This is a genomic window from Lysobacter sp. P5_B9, assembly GCF_054049835.1.
In genome coordinates, this window is the sequence record NZ_JBFULP010000002.1 from 434,750 (window position 1) to 452,671 (window position 17,922).

A 17,922-nucleotide genomic window follows, 5' to 3' on the forward strand; every position below is an offset into this window, starting at 1 on the left:
GCGGATGTGGCAGCGGCCATGCATGGATCCGATATTTGCGTCCGGAAGGCAGCAATCCATGAGGGCTATTCCCGGGCTGGTGGCGCCTGCTGCCTGCGCTCCGCATGCGGTTTGGCGCTCGCAGGCAATGCCGCGAGCTGCGCGCGAACGGCCTTGGCCCAGGGATGCGACGCGCCCCATCCTTCAGTGAAGATCGCTTCCGCGATGGCGTAGTGGCCGCGCGCTTCCGCGTAGCGGCCCTGGCGCGCGCGCAGCTGGCCCATGCTGCGTTCGATGATGCCGCGGCGGACGTTGTTGTGCGGCAGCGTGTCGCGGGCCAGGCGCCAACCCTCCAGCAGATAGGGTTCTGCACGCGCGGGATCGTCTCGCTTGAGGTAGGCACGGCCGAACGTGTCGAGGATGAGAACCACGTAGGCCCGCTGCCGGCGGCCGGTGCGATCGATCGACTGCAACGCCTGCTGCAGCAGCGGAATGGCTTCGTCCGTGCGGCCGAGCTCGACCAGCGCCTCGGCGACGCGGTTCATCGAATAGTGCGTCCAGTTGTGATCAGGACCTTGCACGCGCAGGCGTTCCCTCAGCGCGTGCCGCAGCAAGGGCAGGGCCTTGGCCGGCTGTCCGCGCTCCAGCTGGGTCAGGCCGAGGAAGTGGATGGCGGTCAGGGTCCTGGGATGGCTGTCGCCCAGGGTCTCGGCCAGTCCTTCGTGGACGTTGCTGAAGATCGCATCGGCCTCATCCCACTTTCCACGCATCATGAGCATGTCGCCGAGCGACATCTCCTGCCACAGGTACTCGGGATGATTCGCTCCGAGCCGCTCGCGCGATCGTGCCAGCGCTCCCTGCAGCACCGCCATAGCTTCGTCCCAGCGATTGGTCTCAGTGTAGAGCTCGCCCAGCGTCGCATCGATCTCCGGCAGCATCGCCGGGGCATGCGCCACGGCGTCCGCGCGCAGCGCGCTGAGCTCCTTCACGGCCGGCTCGAAGCGGTCGGTCTCATACAGCATCATCGCGTGGCTGTGGCGCACGCGCATGGTCGTCGGATCGGTGGGACCCAACCGGCGCAGCAGGACCGGGAGCGTCTGGCCATACACGCGTTCGGCTTCGGCGTATTGCGCGTCATAGGTCAGCGACTGCGCGAGGTATTCGGCGGCAGCCAACGTGAGCGGATGCAGCGGCCCGAGTGAGCGGCGGGCGTCGGCGTAGGTGCGTTCCATGCGCAGTCGCGCCTGATGCCAATGGCCCTGGCCGATGTACGCGCGGCCGATCGACAAGCCGATCTGGGCGCGTGTTTCCGGCTGTTCGGCCAGGCCGCTGTCGAGTCTTGCCTCCGCCTTGGCCAGCATGGCGGTGACGCTCTCGTCGGAGCGGTACGGGTCGGCGGCGGCGAGCAGGTCCTCGCTGATGAAGCGGCTGACCTCGCGCGCCGATGCGGCGCTGCGTTCCGCGCGTTGCCACTGCAGCGACGTCGCCGCGATACCCGCTATCAGCGCCACCCCCATGGCCCCGACCGCAAAGGCCAGCCTGGGCTCGCGCTGCATCCAGTGGCCGAAGCGCTGCCAGGCATGCAGCGGCCGCGCGCGTACCGGACGTCCCTCGATGAAGCGGCCCAGGTCATCCGCAAGCGCGCGTGCACTGATGTAACGATGCATGGGTGAGCGCGTCAGGCATTTCAGGCAGATCGCCTCGAGGTCGCGTGGCACTGAAGCGGAGCGGCTCAGCTTGCGTACATGGCCTTCGCGCACCAGGCGCAGGGTCTCTTCCGCGGTTGCCGCCAGGAACGGCGGCGTGCCGGTGACGCACTCGTACAGGATGGTGCCCAGTCCCCAGACGTCGGTGGCGGGCGACAGCACGCCGCGCCGCGCCGCTGCCTGCTCCGGCGCCATGTAACTCGGCGTGCCTGCCACGCGTTCGTTCTGCACGCTCAACGCCTCGCCCAACTGGCGGGCCAGGCCGAAGTCGGCGATCTTCGGCATGCCGATGCTGTCCAGCAGGATGTTGGAAGGCTTGAGGTCGAGATGCAGTACGCCCAGCCGGTGGGCGTAGTCGACCGCTTCGGCAACGGTGCGCACCAGCGTCGCGGCATCGCGCGTGGGCAGCCCCTTGAGGCGCACGATGCGCTCGTCGAGGGTTTCGCCGAGGATCAGCTCCATCGCGTAGTAGAGCAGGCCTTCCTGCTCGCCAATCGCGTACACGCCGACAATGTTGGGGTGGTGCAGCCCCGCGGCGTTCCGCGCCTCGCGCTTGAAGCCAGCGATGAACTCCGGTGACGCCCACGGCCCCGCGGACAGCAGCTTCACGGCGACATCGCGATCCAGGGACAGCTGGCGGGCGCGATAGACGGCGCCCATGCCGCCCTCGCCGATCCGCTCGAGCAATTCGAAATCGTCGAAGAAGCGCTGCCCCGGATCGCGCAGGTCCAGTTCGAGCATGTCGGCTGCGGACCTGCGCGAGCCATTGGAATGGGGAGCGATGTTGCCGTCGCTGTGCGAACTCATCAGCCACTGCGCCATCCGCGCCAGCCGCGCGTCGAAACTGCGCTTGGCACCGGGAGACGAGTCGCTACGTCGGTCACCCGCGGTCATGGCGGCGGCTCGTGGGGTGGCGGTGACGGCGGCATGGGCTGGCCTCGCGCTGGCTCAGCCCGTCACGTGGTTGAGTGTGTCGCGCAATGCGTGCAGCTCGGCATCGATCTCCTCGGGCCCGCTGCAGGTCTCGGCCAGTTCCTCGCGCACCACTTCGCGCAACCGCGCGCGCAGGCGGTGGACGGCAACGGCGACCGTGTTTGCCCGCAGTCCCAGCTCTTCGGCGATGCGATGGTATTCGTCCGCCACCGGGCGTTCGGCCACGTAGGGGCTGAGCTGGTTGAACAGTTCCTCCTTGCCGGCGTGCCGGGCCTCGTTGCGCAGGCGGGCGAAGCTGCGCTCGAGCACGGTCAGGGCCCACACGCGCTGGAACACCCGTTCGGGGCTCTCGGCGTGCGGCGCCTCCAGCGCCTCGAGCTGGTCACCAGCGTCCAGGCGGACCAGCCCGCCGCCGCGCTTGATCGCATGCGCGGCTTCATCGGCCGTGATCAGGAAGCGCTTGATGGCCAGCAGCAGGAACGCGCGGAAGTGGCCCCGCATCGGGTCGAGTTCGGCATCCCAGCGCCGCTCGAGGAAACGGGCGAAGAAGTCCTGGGTCAGGTCTTCGGCGTCCGCCGGCGAGTAGCCGTGGCGACGCACGTAAGCGAGTACCGGTGCGCGATAGGCACGGCAGATTTCCTCGAGTGCGCTGCGGGATGTTTCCGCCTGGCGCGCATCCAGGATCAGGCTCCAGCGGGTCGTTGCGAATCGAGTCAAGGCTTCTCCGGATGCGTGCCATTCCCGCATCCGTGCGACGTACCGCGTCGTCGTCCTTACAGAACAAAAACGAATTTGCAAAAAAATGGAGGACGTATTACTGGGGATTGAATCGGGTGACACCCGTCGCTGCGGAGGGGGCGCGGGGCGCATCGACTATCTTCGTCGATACGGAAAAGCGTGCCGCCGATTGCAGCCACCGTTAGCATTCAACCATGGACTCGGTTACCCATCTGTTTGTTGGCGGCGCGATCGCCGCTGCCATCGCCCCCGCGTCGCAACGTCGTGCCGCCCTGCTGGCCGGGGCGCTGCTCAACAGCCTGCCCGATGCGGACGTGCTGCCGTTGCTGTTCAGCGATGATCCCGTCACGCGCATGGTGTGGCATCGCGGCATGACCCATTCGCTGCTGTTGCTGCCGCTTGTCGCATGTGCTCTGTGGGCCTGGTTCAAGCGTCGCGACGGCCGCGTGGCGAGCGCGCAACGCCAATGGTTCTGGATTTTCCAATGCACGCTGCTCGCGCATCCGTTGCTGGATGCCTTCACCGTCTATGGCACGCAATTGTTTTGGCCGTTGCCGGTGCCGCCGGCGATGTGGTCCAGCCTCTTCATCATCGACCCCGTGTTCAGTCTCCTGCTGATCGTGCCGTGCCTGGTCGCCTGGTTCGCGCGCGCACGGCCGCTTGCCCGGCATGTCCTCGCCGCAGGCCTGGTGATGGCCGCGGCTTATCTCGGCCTGTCGCAGGTGGCGAAATGGAAGGTGGAGCGGGATGCCGGCAACGCACTGGCAGCGAACGGCCTGGGCGATGCGCCGCGTTTTTCCGTGCCGATGCCGTTCAATATCCTGCTGTGGCGCGTGGTGGCGATGACGCCGGGCGGGTTCGTCGAAGGCGAGCGCTCATTGGTGGCCGACCGCGGGCCGATGCAGTTCCGTGCGTTCGCCAGCGACGTGGAGGCGCTGGATGCCGTGCACGGCTACAGGGCAGTGCAGCGCCTGCACTGGTTCAACCACGGGTTCATGAAAGCGCAGCAGCGCGGAGGACTGCTCGTCCTGTCCGACCTGCGCATGGGGGCGGAACCCGATTACACGTTCCGCTTCGCGGTTGCCGAGCGCAACCGCGGAGGCTGGCGCGAGATCGCGCCGCAACAACTGCAATGGCCCTGGGAGGCCCGTCAACGGCTGGGTGCGATGTGGCAGCGAATTTGGATATCGCCACCGGCGAAGTCGCCGCCAACATCGCAACCCATTCCGGCATCGCGTGGAGGCTAGCCGGGCTGCCGGACCGTAACCCGGTCCCCTCGGGGACCGACCCTTAGGGGACCGACCTTTACGGAGTAACGCCCATTACGGGGTGAAGCTGTTCCTGTTCTCTTCGAGTGCCGCGAGCATGGCGCGAGCCTTGACGTCGGTCGAAGCGGAAATCAGGTTTCCTTCGTTCATGAGTTGCTCGTAGCGTCCTTCACCGATGGCCTCGCGCAGCTTATCGACGCTGCGTGCATAGGTGTAGGGATATTCGGCGTACGAGGTGCGGTTGCCGAGGATCATCTCGACCTTGCGTTGGGTCAGACCGGTTTCCTGGGCGAGTTGCTTGCACGGATCATCACCACCGGCGAATGCCGGCGCGGCAACGACCATCAGTGCAACTGACAGACTTGCGAGCCTGATGTTCATGATTGCCTCCAGTGTTTTCATCATCCGGGATCCTGTGGGACGGTTTGCCGCAAAGCCGATCCCGGCAAGTGGTATTTCGGCAAATCCACGACGCGATTACATCGCCCGAACGACGGTATTACTTCTGGCTGCAGGAACAAGGGTTCTGGTCGGCCCGACAACGCTGGTATGTCGATCGAGCAAGAACGATCAACGAATGGTCGGATTGTTGCGCGCAGACGCACTGCATTGCCCGCAACTCGTTTCAGTTGCGACTTTCGCGCATGACTTTGGTCATGCGTGCAATCGCATGGCATGGAAAATGCCGTAGAGCTCTCGCTCTAGGCAGCGGCCGGAAGTTGCGGCAACACGCCCGCGATCAGCGCGTCGAAGTAATCGCGCGTGAGCAGCAGCTGCGCTTCCGCCGATTCAGCTCGATTGACCACCGCACGAAACGCGGCGTTTTCAGGACGATCCTTCGCATACCAGCCCAGGTGCTTGCGTGCGATGCGCACTCCGGCCTGTTCACCATAGAACGCATGCAGGTGGTGCAGGTGCGAGAGCAGGATGTCGCGCACTTCCTCCAGCGAAGGCGCGGCGAGGAATTCACCCGTGGCCAGGTGGTGCGCGATTTCGCGGAAGATCCAAGGCCGGCCCTGCGCCGCGCGTCCGACCATCACCGCGTCGGCGCCGGTATGGCGCAGCACCAACGCCGCCTTCTGCGGCGAATCGATGTCGCCGTTGGCGACGACGGGGATCGACAGTTGCGACTTGATTTCCGCGATCGTGTCGTATTCGGCGAAACCGCTGTACTGCTGGTCGCGCGTGCGGCCGTGCACGGCCAGCGCGGCGATGCCCGCGGCCTGGGCAATGCGCGCGATGGCCAGGGCGTTGCGCTGGCCTGCGGCCCATCCGGTGCGGATCTTCAACGTCACCGGGACCTGGACGGCGGACACCACCGCTTCGAGGATGCGCGCGACCAGCGCTTCGTCGCGCATCAGCGCGGAGCCGGCCCAGGCGTTGCACACTTTCTTTGCCGGGCAGCCCATGTTGATGTCGATGAGTTGGGCGCCATGGTCGACGTTATAGCGCGCGGCTTCGGCCATCACCTCGGGCACGGTGCCGGCGATCTGCACGCTGACCGGGGCAGGTTCGCCCTCGTGGTCCATGCGGTGGCGCGACTTGGCGGTGTTCCAGAAGCGTGGATCGGACGTGGTCATCTCCGACACGCACAGGCCCGCGTCCAGGCGCTTGCACAGCACCCGGAACGGCTTGTCGGTGACGCCCGCCATGGGGGCGAGGATCACCTTGGGCGTGATGTCGAAGGCGCCGATCCGCATGCGCGCATTGTAGCGGGCACGCCGCGGGCGCCCGTTCTGGCCATCGGCGCGTGCAAAACAAAACGGGCCGCGAGGCGGCCCGTTGTGGTCCCTGCTTGGCCGGATCAGCTGCCGAAGCTGGTCAGCACGCCCGCGATGGTCGCCGTCATGAATGTGGCGATGGAGCCGCCCAGCACGGCCTTCAGGCCAAGGCGCGCGAGGTCGTGGCGGCGTTCCGGGGCGAGGCCGCCGATGCCGCCGATCTGGATTGCGATCGAGCTGAAGTTGGCGAAGCCGCACAGCGCGTAGGTCGCGATCAGCTTGCCATGTTCGGTCAGTGCCACGCCCGGCGTCTTGCCGTTGATGATGTCGGACAGCTGCAGATAGGCGATGAATTCGTTGAGCACGATCTTCTGCCCGATCAGGCCGCCGACCGTCGTCGCGTCCTGCCACGGCACGCCGATCACCCAGGCGACCGGCGCCAGCACGTAACCCAGCAGGGTGCCCATGTCGGTCGGCCTGCCCAGCATCGACGCGATGCCGCTGACTTCGCCCAGCCAGGTCAGCGGGGCATTGAGCATCGCGATGAGTGCGGTGAAGGCGAGCAGCATCGCGCCCACGTTCAGGGCCAGGCGCAGGCCATCGCCCGCGCCCGCGGCGGCGGCGTCGATGACGTTCGCCGTGCTCTTCTCGACTTCCATCTTCACCTTGCCGCGGGTGAGCGGTTCGCCCACTTCCGGCATCAGGATCTTGGAGATCACCAGCGTCGCCGGCGCGGCCATGATCGACGCGGTGAGCAGGTGCTTGGCGTAGAACGCCTGCTGCACCGGATCGCTGCCGCCGAGCATGCCCACGTACGCCGCGAGCACGCCGCCGGCGATGTGGGCCATGCCGCCGACCATGATCGTCAGCAGTTCGGACTGGGTCATGCGGCCGAGGTAGGGCCGGATCGTCAACGGTGCCTCGGTCTGGCCGATGAATACGCTGGCGCAGACGCTGGTGGTTTCCGCGCCGGACACACGCATCACCTTGGTGATCGCCCAGGCCATGCCGCGCACGATCCACTGCATCACGCCGAGGTGGTAGAGCATGCCCATCAGCGCGGCGAAGAAGATGATCGTCGGCAGCACCTGGAAGGCGAAAATGAAACCGAACTTGGCCGGGTGGGACAACTCGCCGAAGATCAGGTTCGTGCCGACGCCGGTGAACTCGAGCAGCTTGACGAAGCCGCGGCCGAGCGCATCGAACACATCCTTGCCGCCGGGGACCAGCAGCACGAGCGCAGCGAAGGCGATCTGCAGGGTGACGCCCGTCCCGACCAGCTTCCAGTCGACCGATTTCTTGTTGGCGGAAAACAGCCAGGCAATGCTGATCAATACGGCCAGGCCAAACAGGCCGAAGGCGACGCGCGCAAGTGCTTCCACTGATTTCCCCTGTGCCAGTGACGGCGTGAATGCGGCAGGGTAGCGGCGGCCGCTGGTACGGGCAACCAAGCCTTGCCGTTGCCGGCGTCGGGCCGCTGGATCCGGGCTCGAAGCGGTCGCGCCGGCGCGGATCCTTCAGCCGTCGCGCGCCACGACCCGGTTCCTGCCTTCGCGCTTGGCTTCCTGCAGGCGCTGGTCGGCGCGGCGCAGCAGGCGCGAGAGGTCCGTACCTTCCTGTGGACAGGAGGCCAGGCCGGCACTGAGGCTGAGGCGGAAGGGTTCGCCGCCGCGCTCGGGTTCGAAGGGCCGCTGCAGCAGTTGCCGGCGCAGGAAGTCGACGCGCTCCCACGCGCTGCCAATCGGCTTGCGCATCAGCAGCACGAATTCCTGGCCGCCGATGCGCACCAGGTTCTCCCCGGGTTCGGCCGCCTCGCGCAGGATCGACACCACGTGCTTGAGGGCGCGATCACCCGCGCGGTGCCCGACTTCATCGTTGACCCGCTTGAAGTTGTCGAGGTCGATCAGCGCCAGCGACAGGCTGCTGCCGTCGCGTTGCACGGCATCGATCACGCGCGGGAAGCGATGCAGCAGCCACACCCGGTTGGGCAGGCCGGTCAGGCCGTCGGTACCCGACATTTCCACGACGCGTTGCATGCGGAACGTCACCATCACGGTGATCAGCGTGGTGATCGCCAGCAGCACCACCCGCTGGCCCTGGGTGCCAAGGGTCACCGCGCCGTAATCGGCCGAGATCAGTTGTTCCGGGGAGCTGGCCGAGGAAATCGCGATGGTCGCCAGCACGATGTATTCGACCAGTGCCAGCACGCCGGCGAACAGCGTCACGCGGGCGTCGCCGCGCAGGGCGGTCAGCACGATGGCGAGCAGGTAGCCGCACCACACCACCATGCTGTTGAGGCCCGACGGCAGGTGGTTGAGCGCCAGTACCACCAGCACCGCGCTGGCGGCCGTCACGTCGAACGCGGAACTGGCGAACGGCAACCAGCGGTGCCGCCGTTGCCGGCGTGCAAGCGCGAGCCATACCAGGGCGAAGACGTTGACCAGGACCGCGCCGCCCAGCCCGATCATCGTTTCGCGCACGCTGCCGCCACCTGCTGCGTTGATCAGCGGTAGCAGCAACAACAGCAGTGCGACCACGGAACGCAGGCGGGCGACGATGAGCTCGCCACCGGACCCGACTTCGAGCATCACCTCGTCGGGTTGCGCAAAGAGCAGACGCAGCGTGTCGCGGATCTGGCGGGCAAGGTGCACGTAGGTCTCCACGCGGGTCGGGGCGGGCGTAGCATGCACGCCATCTTGGCCGATTTCACGGAGTTCATGATGCATTACCGCCGCCTGGGCTCGTCCGGCCTGCAACTATCGGCCCTGTCGTTCGGCGCCTGGCTGACCTTCGGCGCACAGGTGGGACGCGGCGTATCGCGCGACCTGGTGGCCGCGGCCTGGGATCACGGCATCAACTTCTTCGACAACGCCGAGGGCTATGCGAACGGCAATGCCGAGACGGTCATGGGCGACGTGATCGCCGACCTGCGCCTGCCGCGCGACGGCTACTGCGTGTCGAGCAAGGTGCTGTTCGGTTCGGCGGTCGACCCCAATCCGACCCAGAAAGGACTCTCCCGCAAGCACGTCACCGACGCCTGCCATGCCGCGCTCCGGCGCCTGCGCGTGGACTACCTCGACCTGTACTACTGCCATCGGCCGGATCCGGACACGCCGGTCGAGGAAACCGTGTGGGCGATGGATGCGCTGATCCGCCAGGGCAAGGTGCTGTACTGGGGAACGTCGGAATGGCCGGCAGCGCTGATCCGGGAGGCGCACCGGATTGCCCGCGCATCGCACCTGCACGCACCGACGATGGAACAGCCGCAGTACAACCTGCTGCATCGCGAACGCGTCGAACTGGAATATGCACCGCTGTATGCGGAACTGGGCCTGGGCACCACGACGTTCTCGCCACTGGCCTCCGGCCTGTTGACCGGCAAATACGCCGGCGGCATGAGCGAAGACGCCCGCCTGGGACGTGAAGGCATGGGCTGGTTGCAGCGCATCGTCGTCGGTGACGGTGACGCGCACCGCATCGAGCGCTCCGCACGTTTCGCCGCGGCGGCGAAGGAGCTGGGCCATGCGCCGGCCACGCTGGCGATCGCCTGGTGCCTGCGCAACCCGCATGTGTCGAGCGTGATCCTCGGTGCCAGCCGCGTCGAGCAACTCCTGCAGAACCTGCAGGCCCTGGAACTCGAGCGGCAGCTAGGCGAGGACGAATGGGCGAGGGTGGAAGCCGCCGCGGCGTGAACGCCCTTGAACCAGCGCGAGGCGCGACGCGGTTCGCAACGCCGCGATGAAAAGCAAAGCCCCGCACCGTTGACCGGTACGGGGCTTTTCCATGTATGGACTACAGCAACGTCAGCGGTGCCGGCGGCGGGGGTGATGGCGGCGCCGGTGCGTCCGGCTCGGCGGGTGGCGCCGGCGGTGCGGGTGGTGCGGGTGGTGCGGGTGGCGCAGCCATCGGAGCCGGCACTGCCTTCGCATGCGGTGCCGCGGGCGGGGTGGGCGGCGCTGGCGGTGCGGGCGGTGCGGGCGGTGCCAGCAGGCGCAGCGCGCGGCGTTCGGGCAGCGTCAGCTTGGTTGTCATGCGTTTGCGATCGCGCAGGTATTCGACCGCGACCGCGGTGCCCGGCGAATGCGCATGCGCCGCCGCCATTGCCGCGCGCGGCGTATCCACGGCCTTGCCGTCCACCTTCTGCAGGACGTCGCCGGGCTTCAGCCCGCCCATGTCTTCGGGAACGCTGATCACGAGCACACCGCGATCGGTGCCGAAATAGTGGCCGAGATCCTTGTCGATGGAGGCGAGGTTGAGGCCGTTCCAGCGGAACGCCTCGGCCAGCATCGGGCGTCGGCAATCGGCATCGTCGTCGCAGAGGTCCTCGCGGATGATCTCGCGCCGGATCTGCGGCGCGACGCCGCCGGGTGCGAGGTGCATGCGGCCCGCGCCGCCGGGGCCGATGTGCATGCCCGGTTCGCCGCCGAATTCGAAGGGGCCATCGCCGTCATGCAGCATGATCAGCTGGTCGCCGGCGCTCGGCGTGACTTTGACGCTGGCCGTGCGGCCGTCGCGCACGTAGCCGAGCGCTACCGGTGTCTTGTCATCCAGTGCGCGCAACTGCGCGCGGGCGGCAGCCAGGCGGGCATCGCCATCGGCACCGGACAGGGCCTTGCCGTCGATCGTGGTGATGCGATCACCGCTGCGCAGGCCGGCCTTGGCGGCACCGCTTTCCGGTGTAACCGCGGCGATGCGGACGCCGGCACCGCTGTCGCCTTCGAGGATCACGCCCAGCACCGGGCGCTGCAGCAGGCGGCGCTCGATGACCATCTGGCGCGTGCCATCCATGGCCATGCCGCCCGTGTCGCCGGAGAGCTCGGCGACGCGGCGCGCGGCACGATGCAGGTCTTCGCGTGCGGCGGCCAGCTCTTTCTGCTTGGCCGCGTCGGGCGCCGCCTGCGCGAGCGCGCCGAAGGCCAGCGCGAGCGCGAGCGCGCAGGCGAGCGGGGTAGTGATGGCAGGCAGGCGTTTCATGGGAACTCTCCGCTTGTTCGATGGGATGATGGGTGTGGAGGGGGGCGGGTCAGTCGACGCTGACCAGCGCGGTGTCGTTGGACGTGCCGTGCGCGGCGAGCCAGCGCGAGGTGGCTTCGACCCCGGCGAGCTGTTGCAACAGGTCCACGCGTTGTCGCCACAGATCCTGTTGGCGGGTGGTGGTCAGGTCGGACTGCGACAGCGAGGCATCGATCGTGGCGATGCCGGCGTCGAGCTCGCCACTGAGCAGTTCAAGGCCGGCATTGCCGACGCGGTCGTCGCGCGCGAGGGCGACGAGGGCTTCGAGTTGCGCGGACTGCGTCTTCAGCTTCTGCAGCGGGTCGGCATCGCTGGCCATTGTCGTCGTCGTGGCAACGCCGCGGTCCGGGCCCGGAGCGGGCTGTTGGGTCGCGGCGGTGGCCAGGCGCGAGGTCGCGGCGTCGGAAGCGGCGTGCGGCTGCTTCGGGGTGGCGCGTGCGCTGCGTGCGTGCGGGCGGTGGGACGGCACTGTCGTTACGCGCGTCGACTGGGTGAGCGCATCCGGTGCCGCCTTTGTCTCGCTCGTCGCGACGGCAACGCGCGTTTCCGCGGGTTCGGCGCGAACGGGAGCGGCCGGTCCACGCAATCCCTGCGTTGTCGCGACCACGGCCGTTGCCGGTGTGTCGTCGCCTGCCGACTGCAGCCAGCGCGACAGCGGCGACCATGCGGCCAGTACCAGCACGGCCGCGCTCGCCATGCCGATGAGCCAGGTCGTGCGGCGCTCGCGGCGCGCGCTGCGATGCCGGGAAGACGGGGCATCGAGCCTGCGGGTGATCTGTGTCCAGCCATCGCCCGGCGGTGTTTCCATCGGCAGGGCGGCGAACGCCGCGCTCCAGTCCTGTGGCGCCGCGGCCAGGGCGCCGTTGTCTGCGCCGGAATGGGAGTTGTCAGGCATGACGCACCTCGAGTGTCGCGGCCACGGCGAGGATGTCGTTTCGCGCGGCGGATGACGGCTCCCTGGCGGGGCCTTCCAGCAGCAGGCGCAGGCGGCGACTGCCGCGCGCGAGCTGCGATTTGGAGAAGCTCGCGGTGCGCTGCATCAGCGTGGCGATCTCCTCGTGGGTATAGCCTTCGGCGTGATACAGCCACAGCACGCTGCGGGTGACGGCGGGCAGCTGCGCCAGCGCGCGCTGCAGTTGCGCGGCGTCGGCAGCGGCAGGCGGGGGCGGCGCGTGGTCTTCCAGAGAGTAGTCGTCGTCGATCGCCACTTCGCCACCATGGGCGCGCCGGCTGCGCAACCGCATCAGCGCTTCGTTCACCGCGATCTGCCGCAGCCACGCCCAGAACGGACTGCCATCGGCGCCGCTGCCGCAGCCGCGGAAATCCGCGACCCGGTTGAGCACCTTCAACATCGTGTCCTGCAGCACCTCCGCCGCCTCCTCGCGGTCGCCGCAGATGCGCAGCGCCAGTGTGAAGACCGGCCGCTCGAACCAGCGGTACAACTGCTCGAATGCGGGGCGCTCGCCGGCGCGCGCACGGGCGAGCAGGGCGTCGGGAACGTCGATGGCGAAGGAGGAGTTGGCGGGCATCCAGTGACTAAGGATGCGCCCTGGGGGCAAACCGTCGCACGCCCGGCCCGCGATCGATTTTCTGACGCGCCACAAACCGGGCCGCGCCGGCGGGTGGCCGGCCCGCGATCACTACCCGACGCGCGACGAATCCGGGCCGCGCCGGCGGGTAGCCATGGCAAACCATCGGCTTTGATTACTGCCCGGGTGTTCCGGCCCCGAGTCACTCAACGCCTATACTCGCCCCAACTACAGGGAGGGGTTCGAGATGACGCTGGGTTCGCTGTTGGCCGCGGTACTGCTGTTCGCATTTGTGATCGTGCTGTTCAAAGCCGTCCGCATGGTGCCGCAGGGTTACGAATGGACGGTGGAAACGTTCGGCAAGTACACGCACACGCTGACGCCCGGACTGCACTTCCTGATGCCGATCTACCAGGGCGTTGGCCGCAAGATCAACATGATGGAGCAGGTACTGGAGGTCCCCAGCCAGGACGTCATCACCAAGGACAACGCGGTGGTGAAGGTCGACGGCATCGTGTTCTTCTCGGCGCTGGACGCGGCCAAGGCGGCCTACGAGGTCGCGACCCTGGAGATCGCCATCCTCAACCTGGTGATGACCAACATCCGTACCGCGATCGGCTCGCTGGACCTGGACGAATCCCTGTCCAAGCGCGACGAGATCAACGCCAAGGTGCTGGTCGCGGTGGACCAGGCGACGCATCCGTGGGGCATCAAGGTCAACCGCATCGAGCTCAAGGACATCCAGCCGCCGCGCGACCTGGTCGATTCGATGGCACGGCAGATGAAGGCCGAGCGCGAGAAGCGCGCCAACATCCTCGAAGCCGAGGGCTTCCGCCAGGCCGCGATCCTCAAGGCCGAGGGCGAGAAGCAGTCCGTGATCCTGGAAGCCGAGGGCAACCGCGAAGCCGCGTTCCGCGCCGCCGAGGCGCGCGAGCGCCTGGCCGAGGCCGAAGCCAAGGCGACGCAGCTCGTGTCCGATGCAATCGCCGGCGGCAACGTGCAGGCGATCAATTACTTCGTCGCGCAGAAGTACATCGAGGCATTCAAGGCGCTGGCCGAGGCGCCCAACCAGAAGTTCGTGCTGATGCCGATGGAGTCGGCAGGTGTGATCGGCTCGCTCGCCGGCATCGCCGAACTGGCGAAGGACGCGTTGGGCAAGTCGCCGCCGCCGATGCCGGGTCGCGGGAGCTGAGCCATGCGTTGGGACTGGCAGGTAGTGGCGTGGGCGGCGGCAGCCTTGGTGCTGTTCGCCCTGGAAACGATGGCGCCGGGCGCCTTCATGCTGTGGCTGGGCTTCGCGGCGGCGGCGGTGTTCGTGGTGGTGTTGCTGTTCGACCTCCCGGTGTTGGCACAGGTCGCGCTGTTCGTCGTGCTCGGCTTCGTCTCGATCCAGGTCTACCGGCGCTGGTTCCGGGGGCGCGCGCGCAGCAGCGACGAGCCCCTGCTCAACCGCCGCGCCCAGGCGCTGGTCGGTCGCGTGGTGCCGCTGGAGCGGGCGATCGTCAATGGGCGTGGGCGCGTGCAGATCGCCGATGCGTTCTGGGAGGTCAAGGGTTCCGATCTCGCCGCGGGCACGCCGGTGCGGATCGTGGCCGTGGACGGCATGAGCCTGAGGGTCGAAGCCGCCTGAGTCCGCGGCCGTAGCACCGCTGTGCGGGCCGTACACGACACCGTACGGCCCGGCACTGCTTGCCGGGCCCGTCAGCGCGCGGCGGCGCGCCTGATTCACTCGGCGCGCATATTTCAGCGCGGCGCGGGATAATTGCGGGCTTCCTCCCCACGTTCCCGCCGCCATGACGCAGAAGACCATCCTCAACGACACCCATCGCGCCCTCGGCGCCAAGATGGTCGACTTCGGCGGCTGGGACATGCCGATCCACTACGGCTCGCAGATCGACGAGCACCACCTGGTGCGCCAGGACGCCGGCATGTTCGACGTCTCCCACATGACCGTGGTCGACCTGCGCGGCGCGAAGGTGCGCGACTTCCTGCGCAGGCTGGTCGCCAACTCGGTCGACAAGCTGCAGAAGCCGGGCAAGGCGCTGTACACCTGCATGCTCAACGAGCAGGGCGGGGTGATCGACGACCTGATCGTGTATTTCCGCGACGAGGAGTTCTTTCGCCTGGTCGTCAATGCCGCCACCCGCGACAAGGACCTGGCGTGGATCACCCGGCAGGCAAAGGCCTTCGACGTTGCCGTCACCGAGCGCCCGGAGTTCGGCATGGTCGCCGTGCAGGGCCCGAATGCGCGCGACAAGGTCCTGGGCCTGCTGCGCGCGGAAGACCGCGCCGCGATCGGCAAGCTCGGCAAGTTCGCGGCCGGCGAGGCGAAGACGGTCGATGGCGTCGATGTCTTCGTTGCCCGCACCGGCTACACCGGCGAGGACGGCTTCGAGATCATCGTGCCGGAGGCGCAGACCGTCGCGTTCTGGAATGCACTGCTGGCCGCGGGCGTGAAGCCCGCCGGCCTGGGTGCGCGCGACACGCTGCGCCTGGAGGCCGGCATGAACCTCTATGGCCAGGACATGGACGAAACCGTATCGCCGTACGAGGCCGCATTGGCGTGGACCGTTGCGCTCGACGAAGGGCGCGACTTCACCGGTCGCAGCGTGCTCGAGGCGCAGAAAGCAAATGGCGTGCCGAGGCAGATGATCGCCCTTGTCATGGACGAGAAGGGCGTGCTGCGCCACGGCCAGAAGGTGCTCACCGCGAACGGCGAGGGCGAGATCCTGTCGGGCACGTTCTCGCCGACGCTGGGCAAGGCGATCGCGTTCGCGCGCGTGCCGGCAGGCGACATCCCGCTGGGCGCGGAGGGCAACGTCCGCGTCGACATCCGCGGCAAGGAAGTGCCGGTGCGCGTCGTGAAGTTTCCGTTCGTGCGCGACGGCAAGCCGCAGGAAGGCATCTGACCGCAGCATCTGATCCGGCGGGGGCGCCAGGGGACGCTTGATCCGGTACGCCCCTGCTTCGCTACACTACGCCTCCACGCGCTCTTGCCAGCGACGTATCCTTCAATCCCCCACGCGTCAGACGCATCCACGGAGCACCCCATGAGCGAGATCCCCGGCGACCTCAAGTTCCTCAAGTCCCACGAATGGGCACGCGTCGAAGGCGATGGCAAGGTCACCGTAGGCATCTCGGATCACGCCCAGGGCCTGCTTGGCGACCTGGTGTATGTCGAGCTGCCCAACGTCGGCGACCGCGTCGAAGTCGGCAATGCCTGCGCCGTCGTCGAATCGGTGAAGGCCGCCTCCGACGTCTACGCACCCGTCAGCGGCACCGTCACCGCCGTGAACAGCGCGCTCTCGGACAAGCCGGAAACGATCAACGAGGACGCCTACGGCGAAGGCTGGCTGTTCACGATGGAGATCGAGGACGCCGAGCAGCTCAATGAGCTGCTGGGTCCGGACGACTACGCCGAGCTGCTGGAAGACGAGGACCACTGAGTCCCGCGCGGTCGCGGCGATGCCGCGGCCTCCACAAGCAGTACACACGATGCCGGCCGGGCAACCGCGCCGGCATCGTCGTTTCTGCGGCCGGCGAATCACGGCCAAGTGCCGACCCGTACTTAACGAATGCGAGCGCAGCGGTGCGACTCGCGCCCGTTCGCCGCGCCCATCGATGCTCCGCCGCCATCCGATGGAAGCGGTTCGTCAGGCCGCTTCCGCAGACGCGCGACACCGCCGTTCGACGTGTCGGTGCATCGCGATGCGGGGTCGAACATGCCGGAATAGTTCGCGCAGTTTTTGCGCAAATGGACTGATGCGACGCCAAATCGGGCGGCCGGTCGTCGGCGCGCGGCGAGTGTGAAAAGGGATGCCGGTCGGCATCGCCACGCGGATGCGCCGCTCGCGCCGCGCCGCCGTCGCCGTTGCAGCGGGCGAATGCGCGCGTTGCGAAATGCCTTTTTTTTAGTGCTTTGCGAATTCGTCGCGGATGACATCGGCAAATCCGTTGCGGTCGCAATGCACGTCGTCGTCGTCGATCCGGGCGGCATGCGTCGGGCCGCCCGGAACGGGGCCCGAAAAAAAATTGCTCCGGATTGTTGACAGGCCAAAAAACCGTGATTAGGTTTCGCCCAGCAGACGATACCTGCGGAATAGAGTGAGTCGAGCGATCGCGACAACGCGCAGCAATAAACGGACCTCCGCCCGGAACATAAAAACGGTGGACGTTGGCGCCCTGTCCTCTGCGAAAACGCAGCTCACCTACTCGCAAACGAGTGACCGCATCCAGCCCGGTTCGCCCAAAGCGGATCGGGTTTTTGTTTGTGGTGCTATCGGAACCGGCCCGTCACGCGCCTCCGGGCGTGGAATCGGGCCAACCCATCGGGAACGGGTGAGCCGACCTGTGACGATGGGGCAAGGCATTCGCCTTGGTACGCCTGGCGTACCGGCGTTTGGTCGCGGGTTCACCCGCGGCAGGGTTTGAACTGGGCTGTTGTTAACCCGAAAGACCGAGCTGTACGACCGTTACACAACTGACGAGGAGCCATACCATGGCCATGAAGAAAGCTGCGAAGAAAAAGGTCGCCAAGAAGGCAGTCCGCAAGGCTGTAGCCAAGAAGGCTGTCCGCAAGGCTGTAGCCAAGAAGGCTGTCCGCAAGGCTGCTGGCAAGAAGGTCGCCAAGAAGGCCGTCCGCAAGGCTGTTGCCAAGAAGGCTGTCCGCAAGGCTGGCGCCAAGAAGGCCGTCCGCAAGGCCGTTGCCAAGAAGGCCGTGAAGAGGGCGCTGCTGAAGAAGGCCGTCCGCAAGGCTGCTGTGAAGAAGGCCGTCCGCAAGGCTGCCGTGAAGAAGGCCGTCCGCAAGGGCGCCGCCAAGAAGGCCGTCCGCAAGGCCGTTGCCAAGAAGGCCGTGAAGAAGGCTGTGAAGCGCAAGCGCGTAGCCAAGAAGGTCGCGGCCGCCATGCCGGCAACCCCGGCACCGATGATCTAAGTCATCGAAAAAAACAGAAAGTCCCGATTGCCGTAACACCAGCTCTCTCCCCGCAGCCCAGGCGGGGGGAGAGTTTTTTTTATGGCGCCGCCGCAGGAATAG

17 protein-coding genes are annotated in these 17,922 nt (G+C 67.3%); 8 read left to right on the forward strand and 9 right to left on the reverse strand.

All coding sequences use genetic code 11. The features are described from left to right. Window positions 1–65: 65 nt before the first annotated feature. Entirely contained in the window at window positions 66–2,579 is a 2,514-nt protein-coding gene (locus ACXJJ9_RS07105) for a protein kinase domain-containing protein (protein WP_457096503.1), read from the reverse strand. Window positions 2,580–2,633: 54 nt separating this feature from the next. Further along, window positions 2,634–3,335, reverse strand: a complete 702-nt coding sequence (locus tag ACXJJ9_RS07110; protein WP_457096504.1) for an RNA polymerase sigma factor — start codon at window positions 3,333–3,335, stop codon at window positions 2,634–2,636. 215 nt (window positions 3,336–3,550) lie between these two features. On the opposite strand from ACXJJ9_RS07110, the gene ACXJJ9_RS07115 reads away from it, so the two are divergent. Further along, on the forward strand, window positions 3,551–4,603 hold the full coding sequence (locus ACXJJ9_RS07115) for a metal-dependent hydrolase (RefSeq protein WP_457096505.1): 1,053 nt from the start codon (window positions 3,551–3,553) through the stop codon (window positions 4,601–4,603). A 75-nt stretch (window positions 4,604–4,678) separates the two neighbouring features. On the opposite strand, the gene ACXJJ9_RS07120 is transcribed toward ACXJJ9_RS07115, so the two are convergent. After that, a complete protein-coding gene (locus tag ACXJJ9_RS07120; protein WP_310054017.1) occupies window positions 4,679–5,005 on the reverse strand; it encodes a hypothetical protein in 327 nt (108 codons plus the stop codon). Between ACXJJ9_RS07120 and ACXJJ9_RS07125 the strand changes: the two genes are divergently transcribed. Next, a complete protein-coding gene (locus tag ACXJJ9_RS07125) occupies window positions 4,998–5,315 on the forward strand; it encodes a hypothetical protein (protein WP_310054015.1) in 318 nt (105 codons plus the stop codon). The genes ACXJJ9_RS07120 and ACXJJ9_RS07125 overlap by 8 nt on opposite strands. Before the next feature lie 10 nt (window positions 5,316–5,325). On the opposite strand, the gene dusB is transcribed toward ACXJJ9_RS07125, so the two are convergent. The 3 genes from dusB to ACXJJ9_RS07140 all read right to left on the reverse strand — a co-directional run bounded on the left by dusB (window position 5,326) and on the right by ACXJJ9_RS07140 (window position 8,996). Then, the gene (gene dusB / locus ACXJJ9_RS07130) at window positions 5,326–6,324 is read right to left on the reverse strand and encodes a tRNA dihydrouridine synthase DusB (protein ID WP_457096506.1); all 999 of its coding nucleotides are present in this window, start codon (window positions 6,322–6,324) and stop codon (window positions 5,326–5,328) included. 104 nt (window positions 6,325–6,428) lie between these two features. Then, window positions 6,429–7,727 carry a NupC/NupG family nucleoside CNT transporter gene (locus tag ACXJJ9_RS07135; protein ID WP_457096507.1) on the reverse strand — a complete coding sequence of 433 codons (1,299 nt, stop codon included), beginning with the start codon at window positions 7,725–7,727 and terminating at the stop codon, window positions 6,429–6,431. Between the two features lie 135 nt (window positions 7,728–7,862). Further along, entirely contained in the window at window positions 7,863–8,996 is a 1,134-nt protein-coding gene (locus ACXJJ9_RS07140) for a GGDEF domain-containing protein (RefSeq protein ID WP_310054011.1), read from the reverse strand. Between the two features lie 69 nt (window positions 8,997–9,065). Here ACXJJ9_RS07140 and ACXJJ9_RS07145 point away from each other — a divergent pair, with 69 nt between their 5' ends. Beyond that, window positions 9,066–10,037 (forward strand): aldo/keto reductase, encoded by a 972-nt coding sequence (locus tag ACXJJ9_RS07145; protein ID WP_457096602.1) that lies wholly within the window; start codon window positions 9,066–9,068, stop codon window positions 10,035–10,037. A 100-nt stretch (window positions 10,038–10,137) separates the two neighbouring features. Here ACXJJ9_RS07145 and ACXJJ9_RS07150 read toward each other — a convergent pair whose 3' ends face one another. The 3 genes from ACXJJ9_RS07150 to ACXJJ9_RS07160 are packed head-to-tail and all read right to left on the reverse strand — an operon-like array spanning window position 10,138 to window position 12,887. Continuing rightward, window positions 10,138–11,319 (reverse strand): PDZ domain-containing protein, encoded by a 1,182-nt coding sequence (locus ACXJJ9_RS07150; RefSeq protein WP_457096508.1) that lies wholly within the window; start codon window positions 11,317–11,319, stop codon window positions 10,138–10,140. 49 nt (window positions 11,320–11,368) lie between these two features. Beyond that, complete coding sequence (locus ACXJJ9_RS07155; protein ID WP_457096509.1) at window positions 11,369–12,253, reverse strand: hypothetical protein; 885 nt, start codon at window positions 12,251–12,253, stop codon at window positions 11,369–11,371. Next, window positions 12,246–12,887: an RNA polymerase sigma factor gene (locus ACXJJ9_RS07160; protein ID WP_457096510.1), complete on the reverse strand. Its 642-nt coding sequence runs from the start codon at window positions 12,885–12,887 to the stop codon at window positions 12,246–12,248. The genes ACXJJ9_RS07155 and ACXJJ9_RS07160 overlap by 8 nt, the downstream gene beginning before the upstream one ends. A 247-nt stretch (window positions 12,888–13,134) precedes the next feature. On the opposite strand from ACXJJ9_RS07160, the gene ACXJJ9_RS07165 reads away from it, so the two are divergent. The 5 genes from ACXJJ9_RS07165 (at window position 13,135) to ACXJJ9_RS07185 (ending at window position 17,820) form a co-directional block, all read left to right on the forward strand. Further along, window positions 13,135–14,079 (forward strand): SPFH domain-containing protein, encoded by a 945-nt coding sequence (locus tag ACXJJ9_RS07165; RefSeq protein ID WP_457096511.1) that lies wholly within the window; start codon window positions 13,135–13,137, stop codon window positions 14,077–14,079. 3 nt (window positions 14,080–14,082) lie between these two features. Further along, window positions 14,083–14,517 carry an NfeD family protein gene (locus ACXJJ9_RS07170; RefSeq protein WP_457096512.1) on the forward strand — a complete coding sequence of 145 codons (435 nt, stop codon included), beginning with the start codon at window positions 14,083–14,085 and terminating at the stop codon, window positions 14,515–14,517. 163 nt (window positions 14,518–14,680) lie between these two features. Beyond that, window positions 14,681–15,796 carry a glycine cleavage system aminomethyltransferase GcvT gene (gcvT, locus tag ACXJJ9_RS07175; RefSeq protein WP_457096513.1) on the forward strand — a complete coding sequence of 372 codons (1,116 nt, stop codon included), beginning with the start codon at window positions 14,681–14,683 and terminating at the stop codon, window positions 15,794–15,796. Between the two features lie 141 nt (window positions 15,797–15,937). Next, entirely contained in the window at window positions 15,938–16,333 is a 396-nt protein-coding gene (gene gcvH / locus ACXJJ9_RS07180) for a glycine cleavage system protein GcvH (RefSeq protein ID WP_457096514.1), read from the forward strand. Window positions 16,334–17,385: 1,052 nt separating this feature from the next. Beyond that, window positions 17,386–17,820 (forward strand): hypothetical protein, encoded by a 435-nt coding sequence (locus tag ACXJJ9_RS07185; protein ID WP_457096515.1) that lies wholly within the window; start codon window positions 17,386–17,388, stop codon window positions 17,818–17,820. The last annotated feature ends 102 nt before the right edge of the window (window positions 17,821–17,922 follow it).

Bases quoted from the DNA above. Each gene is read 5' to 3' on its own strand.
- ACXJJ9_RS07185 (WP_457096515.1), top strand. From the start codon at position 17,386: ATGGCCATGAAGAAAGCTGCGAAGAAAAAGGTCGCCAAGAAGGCAGTC.
- ACXJJ9_RS07160 (WP_457096510.1), bottom strand. From the start codon at position 12,887: ATGCCCGCCAACTCCTCCTTCGCCATCGACGTTCCCGACGCCCTGCTC.
- ACXJJ9_RS07155 (WP_457096509.1), bottom strand. From the start codon at position 12,253: ATGCCTGACAACTCCCATTCCGGCGCAGACAACGGCGCCCTGGCCGCG.
- dusB (WP_457096506.1), bottom strand. From the start codon at position 6,324: ATGCGGATCGGCGCCTTCGACATCACGCCCAAGGTGATCCTCGCCCCC.
- gcvT (WP_457096513.1), top strand. From the start codon at position 14,681: ATGACGCAGAAGACCATCCTCAACGACACCCATCGCGCCCTCGGCGCC.
- ACXJJ9_RS07115 (WP_457096505.1), top strand. From the start codon at position 3,551: ATGGACTCGGTTACCCATCTGTTTGTTGGCGGCGCGATCGCCGCTGCC.
- ACXJJ9_RS07105 (WP_457096503.1), bottom strand. From the start codon at position 2,579: ATGACCGCGGGTGACCGACGTAGCGACTCGTCTCCCGGTGCCAAGCGC.
- ACXJJ9_RS07120 (WP_310054017.1), bottom strand. From the start codon at position 5,005: ATGAACATCAGGCTCGCAAGTCTGTCAGTTGCACTGATGGTCGTTGCC.
- ACXJJ9_RS07170 (WP_457096512.1), top strand. From the start codon at position 14,083: ATGCGTTGGGACTGGCAGGTAGTGGCGTGGGCGGCGGCAGCCTTGGTG.
- ACXJJ9_RS07165 (WP_457096511.1), top strand. From the start codon at position 13,135: ATGACGCTGGGTTCGCTGTTGGCCGCGGTACTGCTGTTCGCATTTGTG.
- ACXJJ9_RS07150 (WP_457096508.1), bottom strand. From the start codon at position 11,319: ATGAAACGCCTGCCTGCCATCACTACCCCGCTCGCCTGCGCGCTCGCG.
- gcvH (WP_457096514.1), top strand. From the start codon at position 15,938: ATGAGCGAGATCCCCGGCGACCTCAAGTTCCTCAAGTCCCACGAATGG.
- ACXJJ9_RS07145 (WP_457096602.1), top strand. From the start codon at position 9,066: ATGCATTACCGCCGCCTGGGCTCGTCCGGCCTGCAACTATCGGCCCTG.
- ACXJJ9_RS07125 (WP_310054015.1), top strand. From the start codon at position 4,998: ATGTTCATGATTGCCTCCAGTGTTTTCATCATCCGGGATCCTGTGGGA.